This window comes from Roseobacter sp. (assembly GCF_039970775.1).
Taxonomy (GTDB): domain Bacteria; phylum Pseudomonadota; class Alphaproteobacteria; order Rhodobacterales; family Rhodobacteraceae; genus Roseobacter.
Genome location: NZ_JBDVLG010000054.1, coordinates 14090 through 28784, shown reverse-complemented (window position 1 = coordinate 28784; position 14695 = coordinate 14090). Strand labels below are relative to the sequence as shown.

16 protein-coding genes are annotated in these 14695 nt (G+C 58.7%); 15 read left to right on the top strand and 1 reads right to left on the bottom strand.

The window, feature by feature from the left end; all coding sequences use genetic code 11:
* Window positions 1-29: 29 nt before the first annotated feature.
* The 13 genes from pyrH to lpxB all read left to right on the top strand — a co-directional run bounded on the left by pyrH (window position 30) and on the right by lpxB (window position 12239).
* Window positions 30-761 (top strand): UMP kinase, encoded by a 732-nt coding sequence (gene pyrH, locus ABJH13_RS15270; RefSeq protein WP_348407083.1) that lies wholly within the window; start codon window positions 30-32, stop codon window positions 759-761.
* Window positions 762-890: 129 nt separating this feature from the next.
* On the top strand, window positions 891-1454 hold the full coding sequence (gene frr, locus ABJH13_RS15265) for a ribosome recycling factor (RefSeq protein WP_348407082.1): 564 nt from the start codon (window positions 891-893) through the stop codon (window positions 1452-1454).
* Between the two features lie 113 nt (window positions 1455-1567).
* Window positions 1568-2308, top strand: a complete 741-nt coding sequence (locus tag ABJH13_RS15260) for an isoprenyl transferase (protein WP_348407081.1) — start codon at window positions 1568-1570, stop codon at window positions 2306-2308.
* Window positions 2309-2315: 7 nt separating this feature from the next.
* Entirely contained in the window at window positions 2316-3110 is a 795-nt protein-coding gene (locus ABJH13_RS15255) for a phosphatidate cytidylyltransferase (protein ID WP_348407080.1), read from the top strand.
* A complete protein-coding gene (gene dxr, locus ABJH13_RS15250) occupies window positions 3107-4285 on the top strand; it encodes a 1-deoxy-D-xylulose-5-phosphate reductoisomerase (protein WP_348407079.1) in 1179 nt (392 codons plus the stop codon). Before ABJH13_RS15255 ends, dxr begins: the two co-directional genes overlap by 4 nt.
* A gap of 3 nt (window positions 4286-4288) precedes the next feature.
* Complete coding sequence (gene rseP / locus ABJH13_RS15245; RefSeq protein WP_348407078.1) at window positions 4289-5638, top strand: RIP metalloprotease RseP; 1350 nt, start codon at window positions 4289-4291, stop codon at window positions 5636-5638.
* An 85-nt stretch (window positions 5639-5723) separates the two neighbouring features.
* Window positions 5724-5855 (top strand): hypothetical protein, encoded by a 132-nt coding sequence (locus ABJH13_RS15240; RefSeq protein ID WP_348407077.1) that lies wholly within the window; start codon window positions 5724-5726, stop codon window positions 5853-5855.
* A 164-nt stretch (window positions 5856-6019) separates the two neighbouring features.
* The gene (gene bamA / locus ABJH13_RS15235) at window positions 6020-8377 is read left to right on the top strand and encodes an outer membrane protein assembly factor BamA (protein ID WP_348407076.1); all 2358 of its coding nucleotides are present in this window, start codon (window positions 6020-6022) and stop codon (window positions 8375-8377) included.
* A gap of 27 nt (window positions 8378-8404) precedes the next feature.
* Window positions 8405-8929, top strand: a complete 525-nt coding sequence (locus tag ABJH13_RS15230; RefSeq protein WP_348407075.1) for an OmpH family outer membrane protein — start codon at window positions 8405-8407, stop codon at window positions 8927-8929.
* Window positions 8930-9025: 96 nt separating this feature from the next.
* Window positions 9026-9484: a 3-hydroxyacyl-ACP dehydratase FabZ gene (gene fabZ / locus ABJH13_RS15225; protein ID WP_348407102.1), complete on the top strand. Its 459-nt coding sequence runs from the start codon at window positions 9026-9028 to the stop codon at window positions 9482-9484.
* A 6-nt stretch (window positions 9485-9490) separates the two neighbouring features.
* Window positions 9491-10273 carry an acyl-ACP--UDP-N-acetylglucosamine O-acyltransferase gene (gene lpxA / locus ABJH13_RS15220; protein ID WP_348407074.1) on the top strand — a complete coding sequence of 261 codons (783 nt, stop codon included), beginning with the start codon at window positions 9491-9493 and terminating at the stop codon, window positions 10271-10273.
* Window positions 10273-11064 carry a UDP-2,3-diacylglucosamine diphosphatase LpxI gene (lpxI, locus tag ABJH13_RS15215; RefSeq protein ID WP_348407073.1) on the top strand — a complete coding sequence of 264 codons (792 nt, stop codon included), beginning with the start codon at window positions 10273-10275 and terminating at the stop codon, window positions 11062-11064. The genes lpxA and lpxI overlap by 1 nt, the downstream gene beginning before the upstream one ends.
* Window positions 11064-12239 carry a lipid-A-disaccharide synthase gene (gene lpxB, locus ABJH13_RS15210; RefSeq protein WP_348407072.1) on the top strand — a complete coding sequence of 392 codons (1176 nt, stop codon included), beginning with the start codon at window positions 11064-11066 and terminating at the stop codon, window positions 12237-12239. Before lpxI ends, lpxB begins: the two co-directional genes overlap by 1 nt.
* A 62-nt stretch (window positions 12240-12301) precedes the next feature.
* Here lpxB and mnmA read toward each other — a convergent pair whose 3' ends face one another.
* On the bottom strand, window positions 12302-13444 hold the full coding sequence (gene mnmA / locus ABJH13_RS15205; RefSeq protein WP_348407071.1) for a tRNA 2-thiouridine(34) synthase MnmA: 1143 nt from the start codon (window positions 13442-13444) through the stop codon (window positions 12302-12304).
* Window positions 13445-13568: 124 nt separating this feature from the next.
* On the opposite strand from mnmA, the gene ABJH13_RS15200 reads away from it, so the two are divergent.
* A complete protein-coding gene (locus ABJH13_RS15200) occupies window positions 13569-13847 on the top strand; it encodes a DUF1153 domain-containing protein (RefSeq protein ID WP_348407070.1) in 279 nt (92 codons plus the stop codon).
* 97 nt (window positions 13848-13944) lie between these two features.
* Window positions 13945-14664 (top strand): response regulator transcription factor, encoded by a 720-nt coding sequence (locus tag ABJH13_RS15195; protein ID WP_348407069.1) that lies wholly within the window; start codon window positions 13945-13947, stop codon window positions 14662-14664.
* Window positions 14665-14695 lie beyond the last annotated feature (31 nt).

The window sequence follows — 14695 nt, the reverse complement described above, 5'->3', positions numbered from 1 at the left end:
AACAAAACCCCATGCCTCAGGAGCCCAATATGTCCAACGCCGAGCCGCAGGCCGCCTTTAAACGTGTGATGTTGAAAATCTCGGGCGAGGCCTTGATGGGGGATCAGGGCTTTGGCCTGCATCCGCCCACCGTCGAACGCATCGCCCGCGAGGTGCAATCGGTGCATGACTTGGGCGTCGAGATTTGCATGGTTATCGGCGGCGGCAACGTGTTTCGCGGGCTGCAAGGGTCTGCGCAGGGCATGGAACGCACGACGGCAGATTACATGGGCATGTTGGCCACGGTGATGAACGCGCTGGCGATGCAATCGGCGCTGGAAGGTCTGGGCATTCACACGCGGGTGATTTCGGCCATCACCATGAACGAGGTCGCCGAACCCTACATCCGCCGCCGTGCGGTGCGTCACTTGGAAAAGAAACGCGTGTGTATTTTTGCGGCCGGGACCGGCAACCCCTATTTCACCACCGACACGGCGGCGGCTCTGCGCGCCAACGAGATGACCTGTGATGCGATCTTTATGGGTAAAAACGGCGTCGATGGTGTCTATGATAAAGACCCCGCAAAACATGACGACGCCAAGCGGTATGACACCGTGACCTACGACGATGTGTTGCAAAAACGGTTGGGGGTCATGGATGCCTCGGCGATTGCGCTGGCGCGTGACAACAATCTGCCGATCATCGTGTTTTCTCTTGATGAACCGGGCGGGTTCCGCGGCATTCTCGCGGGCGAAGGCACCTATACGCGGGTGCAGGGTTAAGGCCGCACCACTGAGTGGGTCGATCGGGGCAAGTGCAACTCCTGCTGGCCTTTCGATCTCATCCTGATCTATACACAGGTCCAACGATGGCTTGCGGGCTGTGAAATACCCTTGTGGCAGGAAGAATTTATGTCAGACGATTTTATGCTGGATACCGACGATCTGGAACGGCGCATGGATGGGGCGATGGCCAATCTGCGCACCGAATTTGCGTCTTTGCGCACGGGCCGGGCGTCGGCCTCGATGTTGGAGCCGGTGATGGTAGACGCCTACGGGTCTATGACGCCAGTCAATCAGGTGGGGACCGTCAACGTGCCCGAACCACGGATGGTTACGATCAACGTGTGGGACAAAGGGTTGGTCAACAAGGTTGATAAGGCGATCCGTGAAAGCGGGTTGGGGATCAATCCACAGATGAACGGCACGATTATCATGTTGCCGATCCCCGAGCTCAACGAAGAGCGCCGCCGTGAATTGACCAAAGTGGCCGGTAGTTACGCGGAAAACGCGCGAGTGTCGGTGCGCAACGTGCGGCGCGACGGGATGGATCAGATCAAGAAAGCCAAGGCAGATGGGATGTCGGAAGACGACCAAAAGCTGTGGGAAGGCGAAGTCCAAGAGATGACCGACCGGTTTATCAAGGCCGTTGATGACCAGCTGGAAACGAAGCAAGGCGAGATCATGCAGGTCTAACGACCTTTTAAGACGCCGGTTGCGGTTTGGTAACGCCTCGTTGATATGCACCCTGCTGGCGTGCGGAGTGACGTTAAAGTTGATGTGACGCGCGATCCTGGTAGGAGACAGACATGGCCGGTGTGCCGCACCTTGAGGAAAATCTGGTACCCGGATGCCCCCGGCATGTGGCGATTATCATGGATGGCAACGGTCGTTGGGCGACGCAACGCGGGCGGCCACGGCTTTATGGCCACCATGCGGGCGCGCGACGGGTGCGCGAAATCGTGGAATGCTGTCCGCAAATCGGGGTGCAATACCTGACGATCTTTGCGTTTTCGACGGAAAACTGGAAACGGACGCAGGTCGAAGTTGCCGGTTTGATGAGCCTGTTTCGCCGTTATATCATGAAAGAAACCAAGGCGCTGGTGCATTCAGGCGTGCGGGTGCGGTTCATCGGAGACCGCGTCCGGCTGGACAAAAAACTGATCCAGATGATGGCGGATCTGGAACAGGCGACAGAACAAAACACCCGCGTGAACCTGACCATCGCGATCAACTACGGTGGCCGCGACGAGGTCGCCCGCGCGACTAAACGGTTGGCGCAGGATGTGGCGGCCGGTACGGTCAGCCCTGATGACGTGGACGAAGAAACCTTGCCACGCTATCTGGATACCCACGTGTTGCCCGACCCCGATCTGGTGATCCGCACCAGTGGCGAGGCGCGCATTTCGAACTTTTTGCTCTGGCAGTCGGCCTATTCTGAGTATGAATTTATCGATACACTGTGGCCAGATTTCACCCGCGATGAGTTTCAAAACCTCTGCACCGCCTTTGGGGGCAGGGACCGTCGCTATGGTGGCGTGAAAACGTAAGGAGCGAATGGGGCAGATGGCTGAAAAATGGTCTGATCTGGCGGTGCGCATGGGGTCGGGTGCTGCGATGGTGGTGCTGGGGCTTGCGGGCGTTTGGGTCGGGGGGCATGTGTTTCACGGCATGGTCGCGGTGATCTGCGGCATTATGGTGTGGGAACTTGCGGTGATGATCGGCGCAGGCCGCGGGTCTGCGTTGCAATTGGGCGGGCTGGCTGGTGCGGCGCTTTTAGTCGCCAGTTACCTGCCTGCGGGCTTTGCGTTGCCGATCCTGCTGGCCTCGGCGCTGGTGGGGTTTGGGCAGCTCGCACGGTTCCGCACGATCTATATGGTCTTTACGGTGATGGTGTTGTTGGCCGGGTTTGGCATGCTGGCCGTGCGCGACACCCTTGGGTTTAACTGGATGCTGTGGATGGTGCTGGTGGTCGTAGCGACCGATGTGGTGGGGTATTTTGCAGGCCGTCTGATCGGCGGCCCCAAGTTTTGGCCCGCCGTAAGCCCCAAGAAAACATGGTCCGGCACGGGGTTTGGTTGGATTGGCGCGGCGATTGTGGGTGCTTTGTTCATGGCCAACACAGGTGCGGGCCCGCAATTGATCGGCATATCAATTGCCGTGTCTATGGCCAGCCAAATGGGCGATATCGCCGAAAGCGCAATAAAACGGCGGATGGGCGTCAAGGACAGCTCTCACCTTATTCCCGGTCATGGCGGATTGTTGGATAGGTTCGATGGCATGCTGGGGGCGGCGATCTTTTTGTTGATCATCGGGGGGCCGTTGATCGGGTCTACCGTGATGTTGCGATGACGGCGCGCACTATCAGCATTTTGGGCGCTACTGGGTCCATTGGGCAAAACACAATAGACCTGATCGCGCGGGCCCCCGATGACTATGACGTTGTGGCGCTGACCGGTGCGGGGAATGTGGCGCAATTGGCGGCGGACGCGCGCCGTTTAAATGCGCAGGTGGCGGTGACGGCCCACGATCATCTGCTCGAAGATTTGCGCACGGCCCTTGCGGGCAGCGATGTGCACGCCGCCGCCGGGACCGCCGCAATAACCGAGGCCGCGCATCGCCCGGCCGATTGGGTGATGTCGGCGATTGTGGGCGCTGCAGGGTTGGCGCCGGGGCTGGCAGCCCTAAGCCACGGCGGCACTTTGGCGCTGGCCAATAAGGAATCACTGGTGTGTGCGGGGGCGCTCATGTTGTCCACGGCGCAGACCCACGGGGCGCGGATCTTGCCGGTTGATAGCGAACATTCGGCGGTGTTTCAGGCGCTTGTGGGTGAAGATATCGCATCTGTTGAGCGGGTGATTATCACCGCAAGCGGCGGCGCGTTTCGCGATTGGCCCATCGAAGACCTAGCCCGTGCGACCTTGGACGAGGCCTCTAGCCACCCCAATTGGGACATGGGCCAGCGCATTACCATCGATTCGGCGTCTATGTTCAACAAGGCGATGGAACTTATTGAAACCCGTGAATATTTTGGCGTGACCCCGGACCAGATCGAGGTCTTGGTACACCCAGAATCGATGGTCCATGCCCTTGTCGGGTTTCGCGATGGCGCGTTGATGGCACATGTGGGGCCGCCGGATATGCGCCATGCCATCGGCTATGCGCTGCACTGGCCGCACCGGCGCGATTTGCCGGTTGATCGGTTGGATCTGGCGCAGATCGGGCAACTGACCTTTCGCGCGCCCTGCGAGACGCGCTGGCCTGCGCTGCGGTTGGCCCGCGAGGTCATGCAAGCCGGTGGGTTGGCGGGCGCGGTGTTCAACGCTGCCAAGGAAACCGCGCTGGACGGGTTTATCGCGGGCCGCATCACGTTCCCCGACATGGCCGCCGTCGTTGAAGACGTGCTGACACAGATATCAGCGCCCTCCGGCCAGATTGATGCGCCCATGACCCTTGATAATGTGGCCCATGTAGACCATCTGACTCGGCAAACGGCCCAACAGGTCATTCTCAAAAGAGCAGGTTAGATTTTGGATATTTTTGCGTTGATCCCGCAGTTCGGCGGGTTGATCTGGACCATTGCGGCTTTTGTGCTGGCGTTGTCGGTGATCGTCGCGATTCACGAATACGGGCATTATATCGTTGGCCGGTGGTCGGGGATCCACGCCGATGTCTTTTCACTGGGGTTTGGGCCGGTGCTGTGGTCGCGGGTGGATCGGCGGGGCACACGTTGGCAGGTCGCCGCATTGCCGTTTGGTGGTTATGTGAAATTCGCAGGTGACGCCAATGCGGCCTCGGGCAAAGACGAAGACGCGATGGCCCAAACCGAAGCAGACCCGGTTCGGCTGCGCGCGACCATGCATGGTGCGCCACTTTGGGCACGGGTGGCCACCGTTGCCGCGGGCCCGATCTTTAACTTTGCGCTGTCCATCGCGGTTTTTGCATCCGTTGTGCTCAGCAGTGGCGTGTCGCGCGATCCACTGACCGTGGGCGGTTTGCGCGCGCTTCCAACGGCTGAACGGGGGTTGCAGCCGGGTGATGAGGTGATCGCGATCAACGGTGTGGCCATGCCGGGCATAGACGAACCGTCCTACGCGGGGTTCATCGCGGCGCTGCCACAAGACCCGCTGCTGGATTATACTGTGCGGCGTGATGGCGCAGAAACCACCGTGCCTGATGCTTACATGTTGCCGCCGCTGGTGTCGGCGGTCAGCCCGCAAAGCGCTGCGATCAACGCGGGGCTAGAGCCGGGCGATGTGATTGTCGCGGTGGACGATGCGCCGATCTTTGCCTTTGATCAGCTCAAAGACCGGGTCGAGGGGGGCAATGGTGCGGCGCTTGCGTTGCGTGTTTGGCGCGCGGGCGACGAAATTGACGTCACGCTGACGCCCCGGCGTGTGGACGAACCACAACCAGACGGCGGTTTTGCCACGCAATGGCGTATCGGTATCGCGGGAGGTCTGGCGTTTGAGCCCGCAACCGAAACGCCGGGTGTTGGGGCGGCGTTGGCCAGTGGTGTGGCGCAAACCGGGCGCATCATCGAAGGGTCGCTAAGCGGTATGTTGCATATGATCACGGGCGCGATCAGCACCTGCAACATCAGCGGCCCCATTGGCATTGCGCAGGTGTCTGGGGCAATGGCCAGCCAAGGCGCGCAGTCGTTTATCTGGTTTATTGCGGTGCTCAGCACGGCCGTCGGGTTGATGAACCTCTTCCCTATCCCGGCGCTGGATGGGGGGCATTTGGTGTTTTACGCCTATGAGGCCGTGACCGGCAAACCGCCCAACGACCGCGCGTTGCGTGTTTTGATGACAATTGGGTTGGTGTTGATCGCGAGCCTCATGGTGTTTGCGCTGTCCAATGACCTGTTTTGCCCGTGACAAAGGTTGCGGAATTTCCGCAGAACGGTCGTAGTTGTGCCGCAATGTCTGAGTAAATCTGGGGCAGTCACCTCGGAGAGAAAAGATGCACGCACCACACAACACCTACCGCGGATTGGGCCTGTTGGTTGATCTGAACACCGACCGGATGCTGTACGCAGCCGCCATTTTTCTGGCTTTGGTTGCTGCAAGTGGGGTCGCCACAACCCTCGGGTGAAATTGGCGACCTAGGCCTGTTGGTTCTTTGTAAAAAGACGCGCGTGCCAATGGCGCCCGACGGCGCATGTTGTTGCGCCAAGAAAATAACCCACATGGTTTTGACAAGAGCCCATATAATCGGTACTCAGATGGTTAATAATAATCTGAAGATCGGGGCAGATCATGAATCAGGGCAAACCAGGCGCAGGCACACTTGGGCTGGGCTGTTTTAAACCGGTGAAATCAACGCTAAGCGCGGCAAGCGTGTGTTTGCTTTTGTCGACGGCGTGGGTCGCCGCACCGACCCCGGTACTGGCGCAGCAGTTTCCGCTTAATTCCATCGCAATTGACGGCAACCTGCGTGTTGGAGACGCCGCAATTTTGTCGCGTGCCGAACTGGCGCCGGGTCAAAGCATCAGCGCGGGCCAGTTGAATGCCGCGTTGCAACGGCTTGTCGATTCCGGATTGTTCGAAAGTGTCGATTTTGACCCAAGCGGCAGTTCGCTGCGGATCACTGTTGTCGAATATCCGACGGTGAACCGGATCAGCTTTGAAGGCAACAACCGCCTCGGCGACGAGGTGCTGTCAGCCGCGATCAATTCCAACGAACGGCGTGTGTTTAATCCCTCGCAAGCCGAACGCGACGCTGATTTGATCGCAGAGGTATACGCCTCGCAGGGGCGACTGTCTGCCAAGGTGACGCCCACAATTATCCGCCGCTCCGACAACCGCGTGGATCTCGTGTTTGAGGTATTCGAGGGCGATAATATCGAAATCGAACGCCTGAGCTTTGTGGGCAATCGCGCGTACTCAGACCGGCGTCTGCGCCGCGTGCTTGAAACCAAACAGGCCGGATTTTTGCGTGCGTTCATCCGCGCCGATAATCTGGTGGAAGACCGGATTGAGTTTGACCAACAGTTGCTGCGCGATTTCTACCTGTCGCGGGGATACGTTGATTTTCGCGTCAATTCGGTAAACGCGCAGCTCACAGAAGAGCGCGATGCGTATTTCCTTGTGTTCAATATCCAAGAAGGCCAACGTTTCCGGTTTGGCGAAATCACCGTCAGCAGCAATGTGCCGGACGCAGATGCCGACCGGTATCTGGACGCAGCCAAGATCAAAACGGGGGCGGTTTATTCGCCTACGTTGCTGGAAACCGACATTGCGCGCATGGAACGGCAAGCGCTGCGCGATGGGGTTGATTTTCTGCGGGTCGAACCGCGCGTTACCCGCGATGATCGCACCCTGACGTTGAACGTCGAATATGTGCTGACGCGCGGGCCACGCGTGTTTGTGGAACGCATCGATATCGAAGGTAACACCACCACCTTGGATCAGGTGATCCGCCGTCAATTCCGCAGCGTCGAAGGTGACCCGTTCAACCCACGCGAAATCCGCGAGGCGGCCGAACGGATCCGCGCGCTTGGGTATTTTGAAACCGCCGAGGTCAACGCGCGCGAAGGGTCCACACCCGAACAGGTTGTTGTTGATGTGGACGTCGAAGAGGCGCCCACCGGATCGTTCAGTTTTGGCGCGTCGTTCTCAAACAACGATGGCATCGGGTTCGCGATCCGATTTGCCGAACAGAACTTTTTGGGACGTGGGCAACGTTTGTCGTTGACCGTGTCCACCGCCTCAGATTCAGAACGCTATGGTTTGGTGTTTCAGGAGCCTGCCTTTTTGGGCCGCAATCTGACCTTTGGGTTCGAGGCCGATTTTGCGGAAACAGACAGCTCTTTCACCACGTTTGATACACGCCGTGTGCGGTTCCAGCCTTCGTTGTCCTTTCCCGTTGGTGAAAGCTCGCGGCTGGAATTGCGCTATACCATCGAGCAATCCGAGATGTTCGCGCGTGATACCCCAGAACACGGCGCCGTTATCGGCAATGAAATTGCCGCCGGTGATCAGGTCAGCAGTTCGGTGGGCTATGAATTTACCTACGACACCCGTTTGACCGGGCTTGATCCGAATTCGGGGTATGTGTTGCGGTTCGCGCAGGATTTCGCAGGCTTGGGTGGCGATTCGCAGTATGTCAGAACGGTCGCAAGCGCCATCGGCGAGACCAAGGTCTGGAACGAAGAAATCACCTTGCGGGCGTCAATTGAAGGCGGTGCTTTGTCGTGGGGCAGTGGCACGAACCGGGCCGTTGACCGCTTTATGAACAACACCAACATCATTCGCGGGTTTGAGCCCGGCGGTATCGGTCCGCGCGATTTGTCTGTCAGCGAAGAAGACCCGCTGGGCGGCAACTTATACGTGGCAGCGCGCTTTGAGGCGGAATTCCCAGTGGGATTGCCCGAAGAGTTCGGGATCACGGGGGGGCTGTTTTACGATGTCGGCAACGTCTGGGATCTGAGCAACGTCGACACCACGGGTGGTACAATCGTGGGCGAGGGCGGGTCGTTCCGCCACGTGATTGGGTTTGCGATCCTGTGGGACACGCCGGTTGGTCCGTTGCGGTTTAACTTTACGGACGCGATCCGCAAAGAAGAATTCGACCGCGATCAAACCTTCGAGCTGACGCTTAGCACGTCTTTTTGATTTGTGAGGCGGCTGGCGACCCTCCTTTTGACGGTCTGGTGTCTTGCGGCGCCCGTAGCGGCGCAAGACACGGTGGTGGGGCCGGTGCAAAGCCCGATCTTGACCATCGACGCGGACAAGCTATTCGCCGACAGCCATTTTGGTCAGCAGACGGTCGCAGAATTTGAGGCCCGTGGCGCGCAGTTGGCCACCGAAAACCGCACCATCGAAGAGACGCTGGAACAAGAAGAAAAAGCGCTGACCGAGCAACGCGCCGACATGGACCCCACCGAATTCCGCCTGTTGGCCGATGCGTTTGACGAAAAGGTGCAGACCACGCGGCGCACACAAGATGCAAAAACCCGCGATCTCAATCTTGATTTTGAACAGCGCCGCAATGTGTTTTTGAACGCCGCAGCCCCTGTGCTCGAGACCTTGATGCGCGAGGCGGGCGCCGTTGTGATTATGGACAAACAATCCGTTCTACTGAGTTCGAATGCGATTGATATTACCGTTGCGGCGATCGACCGCCTGAACGACGTTTTGGGCGATGGTACCGCATCAGCGGAGTGACCGGTGCGTGCCTGTGTGCTTGCCCCGCGTGGGCTGAGTTGGTAGGCAGGAGGCCAAGCCCTTGAGGACAAAAGGACACCGAATATGACATCTCCAGTGACCGGCACCGAAACGCAGGCCGATATTCAGCTGATCCAACGCATCATACCGCATCGCTATCCGTTTTTGTTGGTGGATAAGGTGCGCGATATTGATGGCACGTCTTCGGCGACGGGGATCAAAAACGTCACCATGAACGAACCTCATTTTCAGGGGCATTTTCCGGGTCTGCCGATCATGCCTGGCGTGACGATCATCGAGGCCATGGCGCAGACAGCGGCCGTGATGGTGGGTGTGTCGATGGATATGGCCGACAAAAATATGAAGGTGTATTTCATGGCGATTGACCGCGCCAAGTTCCGGCGCAAGGTCGGGCCCGGTGATGTGTTGGAAATGCAGGTGCGGACCTTGCGCGGCAAGCCGGGTGCCAAAGTCTGGCGGTTTGGTGGTGTCGCTTCGGTCGAAGGTGACATGGCCGCTGAATGCGAATTCACCGCGATGATGGATGTGGGATAACCGCCGATGAGCAATATTCATCCCAGCGCGGTGATCGAACCGGGCGCGCAGATCGATCCATCCGCGACGGTGGGGCCGTTTTGTTGTGTGGGTCCGCAGGTGACATTGGCCGCCGGGGTCGAGCTCAAGAGCCATGTTGTTGTCACGGGGCAGACCGAGATCGGCGAAGACACGGTGATTTTCTCGTTTTCGGTGATCGGGGAGATCCCGCAGGATCTGAAATTCAAGGGCGAAGCAACGCGTCTGGTGATCGGCGTGCGAAATCGGATCCGCGAACATGTCACGATGAATTGCGGCACCGAAGGCGGCGGTGGCGTCACCCGGATTGGCGATGACAACCTGCTGATGGCGGGTTGCCATATTGCGCATGACGCGATCGTCGGGAACAACTGCGTTATCGTGAATTCGGTCGCGATCGCGGGCCATTGCATCATCGAAGATGACGTGATTGTGGGTGGTCTGTCGGGCGTGCACCAGTTTGTGCGCATCGGGCGCGGGGCGATTATTGGCGCCGTCACGATGGTGACGAATGACGTTATTCCATACGGGTTGGTACAGGCCCCGCGTGGCGAATTAGACGGGCTTAACCTTGTTGGGTTGAAACGGCGCGGTGTGGCGCGGTCTGATATCACAGCGCTGCGTGCGGCGTTCCAGATGTTGGCCCAAGGCGAGGGCACCTTTCATGACCGGGCGCGCCGTTTGGCAGATGAAACGACCAGCGACTATGTGCGCGAGATCGTGACGTTTATTCTGGCCGACAGCGACCGCCATTTCCTGACGCCGGGTTGATGCTGGCGCTGATCGCAGGACGCGGCGGCTTGCCCGCCCGCATTGCACAAAGCCTGCCTGTGCGCCCGTTGGTGTGCGTCTTGGACGGGTTCGCGCCGGATGATCTTGCCGCAGACCTCACGTTTCGTCTGGAACATCTGGGCACGGTGCTGACCGATCTGACCGCGCGCGGCGTGACCGAGGTGTGCTTTTGTGGCGCGATTGAACGCCCGCCCTTTGATCCAAAGGCGATTGATGCAGCGACCTTGCCGATTGTCCCTATGTTGATGGGGGCGATGACGTCGGGCGATGATGCAGCATTGCGGGCTGTGGTCGAGGTATTTGAGGACAAAGGCTTTGTCGTGCGGGGCGCGCATGATTTGGCGCCAGATCTGGTGGTGGCAGCGGGGGTGCTGAGTGTCGCCCAGCCAGACGATCAAATGACATCCGATATGGCCCGCGGCAGCGAGGTGTTAGACGCATTGGCGCCGTTGGATGTGGGGCAGGGGTGTGTTGTAGGTGCGGGGCAGATCTGGGGGATCGAAACCCTGGGCGGGACCGACCACATGCTGCGCACCCTGCCGGCGGGTGCCGCTGGTGCGCGGGCGCTGCTCGTGAAGGGACCCAAACGCAGTCAGGATATGCGGGTTGATATGCCGACCATTGGGCCCGATACCATTGCCGCCGTGCAGTCTGCCGGGCTGGCGGGTCTTGTGATCGAGGCGGGTGGCGTCATAATGTTAGAGCCAGAGGCAACCATACCAGCCGCAGATGCGGCGGGTTTGGTGCTTTGGGCGCATGCGCCCGGGTGATGCGGGTTTTCATCATCGCGGGCGAACCATCCGGAGATCGCTTGGGCGGCGCGCTGATGGCGGGGCTAAAGGCGTTGCACCCCGATATCACCTTTGAAGGGATCGGCGGCACCGAAATGCAGGCGCAAGGTCTGACCAGCCTGTTCCCCATGGATGAGCTAAGCGTTATGGGCATTGCTGAGATTTTACCCAAGTACCGCGCCTTAAAGGCGCGTATCCGTCAAACGGCGCAAACCGTGATCAATACGGCACCGGATGTTATGATCACCATCGATAGCCCGGATTTTTCGTTGCGTGTGGCCAAACTGGTCAAGGCCGCCAGTCGCATTCGTACGGTGCATTATGTGGCCCCAACGGTTTGGGTCTGGCGGCCCGGACGCGCGCGCAAGATGGCCAAGGTCATTGATCATGTGCTGGCGTTGTTCCCGTTTGAGCCGCCATTGATGACCGTTGACGGAATGGTGTGTGATTTTGTGGGGCACCCTGTGGTTGCAGAACAGCAAGCCACGGATGCACAGGCCGCCGCATTTCGGGCGCAACACGAGATAGGCGATGCACCTGTGCTATTGGTGCTGCCGGGGTCGCGGCGGGGTGAGGTTGCGCGGCTCGGAGAGATCTTTGGTCAGGCGATTGCCCCTGTGTTGGCGCAGCACCCGGATTTGCGGGTGGTTGTGCCTGCGGCGGGTCCTGTGGCGGATCTGGTGATCGAGGCGGTTGCCAGTTGGCCGGTGGCACCGGTGGTGTTGGACCCGAGAACAACGACGCTTGAGGATGCGGGGCAGATCAAGCGTGCGGCGTTTCGGGCGGCGGATGTGGCGCTGGCAGCATCTGGGACGGTGTCGTTAGAGCTGGCTGCTGCGCAGACCCCGATGGTGATCGCCTATAAGATGAACTGGATGTCGTTTCATCTGATCAAGGCGATGGCGCTGGTGGATACGGTGACGTTGGTCAATCTGGTGTCTGACACGCGGGTGGTTCCCGATTATCTGGGGCCGGAGTGTTTGCCGGATGATATTGGCGCGGGTTTGTTGCGGGTGATGGCGGACCCAGGTGCGCAACGCGCGGCGATGGACGTCACGATGGAGCGGCTGGGCGCAGGCGATGACGCCCCCGGATTGCGCGCCGCGCTGGCCGTTCTGGCGCGCCTTCCTCCAAAAGGACAGGCTGACGCCTGACGTGATTCGTTTGGCCTCGGCGGGCCAAACCCTGCACTCCGCACGCGGAGTGGCGCATGATGCTAGCCTTTGTGGATCCAGCCACCGCCGAAAATTCGGCTGCTGTCGGGGTCGTAGAACACGCAGGCTTGACCGGGCGAAACGCCTTCCTCTGGGGTGACCAATTCCACCGTGGCTTCGGTGGCGTTGATGGGGCGGATGATGGCGTCAGTCGGCGGCCGGCTCGAGCGTACTTTGACGGCCACGTGCCACGCATCGCGTGATGCAAAGGGGGTATCGCCCAACCAGTTGATTTCGCGCACAGGCACTGTTCGGGTTGCGAGCAGGTCTTTGGGGCCGACGACGACGTGTTTGGCGTCGGGGTCGAGTTTGATCACGTAAAGCGGGTCGGCAAGCCCGCCGATGCCCAAGCCCCGGCGCTGTCCGATAGTATAGTTTATGACGCCATTGTGTTGCCCTAAAACGTGCCCGTCTGCGTGCACGATTTGCCCCGGATCCGCGGCTTCGGGGCGCAGTTTGCGGATGACTGAGGCATAGTCGCCGTTGGGGACAAAGCAAATATCTTGGCTGTCGGGTTTGTCTGCCACGCTAAGATCGTATTGTGCAGCCAGCGCGCGGGTTTCGGCCTTGGAGGTCAGGTGACCCAATGGAAACCTAAGAAAATCAAGTTGTTGCGGTGTGGTCGAGAACAAGAAATAGCTTTGGTCACGCGCCGCATCTGCGGCGGAGTGGAGTTCGGCACCGGTGGGACCCACCTTGCGTTGGATGTAGTGGCCTGTTGCCATGCAGTCGGCGTCAAGGTCTTTGGCCGTTTCCAGCAGGTCCTTGAATTTGACCCGTTCGTTGCACCGGATGCAGGGGACCGGCGTGGCCCCCCCAAGGTAGCTATCGGCGAATTCGTCGATGACCGCATCCTTGAAGATATTTTCGTAGTCTAGGACGTAATGGGGGAAGCCCATTTTTTCGGCCACACGCCGTGCGTCATGGATGTCGATCCCTGCGCAACACGCGCCTTTTTTCTCGAGTGCGGCGCCGTGATCGTAAAGTTGCAGCGTGACGCCTATGACATCGTACCCTTCTTCAGCCAACATCGCAGCCACCACAGAGCTGTCAACGCCACCCGACATCGCCACAACGACACGCGTATCAGCGGGCGCTTTGGCGATTCCAAGCGAATTCAGAGGGGCACTGTCATCAAGCGGCATCAAAAATCTCCGTAGCTTTCACGAAAATATAGGAAAATCCTAATTACTCTCAAGAGGGCGCTTCATGGGTCTTTAAGGCCCTCGGGTCAAGATGGCTACAAATGAGTAGTAATGGGTCTGAGTAATGTATCTGAAGAAAGTGGATGGGCCGCGATCAGTGACGCTGGCAGATGGCAGTGTCATGACGCATGCCGATCTGCCGCCGGGCAACACGCGGCGGTGGGTGGCCTCGCGCAAGGCGGCGGTGGTACGTGGTGTGGCCTATGGTCTCATCACCCAAAGTGATGCGCTCAAGCGGTACATGATCAGCGAAGATGAGTTTCATGAGTGGGTAAAAGCGGTTTCTGAACACGGTGAGGATGCCCTGAAAGCCACAGCGCTACAAAGATATAGACAACCTTAAGTTGATAAGGTAATAATATTCCAAACGGTAACGTGTGATTAACCTTTTTTGTTCAGGGTTAATGCGAAGAAAACGTTCATCCGATGCGGAGAAAATCATGCGCGTACTGCTAGTGGAAGATGATCCCACCACCTCGAAAAGCATCGAATTGATGCTGACTCATGCCAACCTGAATGTCTATGCGACAGATCTGGGGGAGGAAGGGATCGATCTGGCTAAGCTTTATGATTACGATTTGATCCTTCTCGATCTGGATTTGCCCGACATGAATGGCCACGAGGTGCTGCGACAGTTGCGATTGTCGCGTATTGAAACGCCTATTTTGATTTTGTCCGGCGCTGATGACACCGAGAACAAGATCAAAGGGTTCGGGTTTGGCGCTGATGATTACTTGACCAAGCCGTTTCACCGCGAAGAACTGGTGGCACGGATCCATGCGATCATCCGGCGGTCCAAAGGGCACTCGCAGTCTGTTATCGACACAGGGCTGATTTCGGTCAACTTGGATGCGAAAACGGTTAGCGCTGACAATAAACCAGTACATTTGACCGGCAAAGAATATCAGATGTTGGAACTGTTGTCGCTGCGCAAGGGGACAACGCTGACCAAAGAGATGTTCCTTAATCACCTATATGGTGGGATGGACGAGCCAGAACTCAAAATCATCGACGTGTTTATTTGCAAACTGCGCAAAAAACTAAGCACGGCGACTGGCGGTGAGAACTATATCGAGACGGTATGGGGCCGTGGGTACGTGCTGCGCGACCCAGAGCCGAACCAGGTTGATGACCCCCAGCGACTTGCCATCGGGGCCTAACGGCGAACACAGATCAGGGTACACGCCCTGA

Coding starts and splice junctions, on each gene's coding strand:
- lpxA (WP_348407074.1), top strand. CDS start 9,491: ATGAGCAATATTCATCCCAGCGCGGTGATCGAACCGGGCGCGCAGATC.
- frr (WP_348407082.1), top strand. CDS start 891: ATGTCAGACGATTTTATGCTGGATACCGACGATCTGGAACGGCGCATG.
- pyrH (WP_348407083.1), top strand. CDS start 30: ATGTCCAACGCCGAGCCGCAGGCCGCCTTTAAACGTGTGATGTTGAAA.
- ABJH13_RS15200 (WP_348407070.1), top strand. CDS start 13,569: ATGTATCTGAAGAAAGTGGATGGGCCGCGATCAGTGACGCTGGCAGAT.
- ABJH13_RS15260 (WP_348407081.1), top strand. CDS start 1,568: ATGGCCGGTGTGCCGCACCTTGAGGAAAATCTGGTACCCGGATGCCCC.
- lpxI (WP_348407073.1), top strand. CDS start 10,273: ATGCTGGCGCTGATCGCAGGACGCGGCGGCTTGCCCGCCCGCATTGCA.
- ABJH13_RS15255 (WP_348407080.1), top strand. CDS start 2,316: ATGGGGCAGATGGCTGAAAAATGGTCTGATCTGGCGGTGCGCATGGGG.
- lpxB (WP_348407072.1), top strand. CDS start 11,064: ATGCGGGTTTTCATCATCGCGGGCGAACCATCCGGAGATCGCTTGGGC.
- ABJH13_RS15240 (WP_348407077.1), top strand. CDS start 5,724: ATGCACGCACCACACAACACCTACCGCGGATTGGGCCTGTTGGTTGAT.
- dxr (WP_348407079.1), top strand. CDS start 3,107: ATGACGGCGCGCACTATCAGCATTTTGGGCGCTACTGGGTCCATTGGG.
- bamA (WP_348407076.1), top strand. CDS start 6,020: ATGAATCAGGGCAAACCAGGCGCAGGCACACTTGGGCTGGGCTGTTTT.
- ABJH13_RS15195 (WP_348407069.1), top strand. CDS start 13,945: ATGCGCGTACTGCTAGTGGAAGATGATCCCACCACCTCGAAAAGCATC.
- mnmA (WP_348407071.1), bottom strand. CDS start 13,444: ATGCCGCTTGATGACAGTGCCCCTCTGAATTCGCTTGGAATCGCCAAA.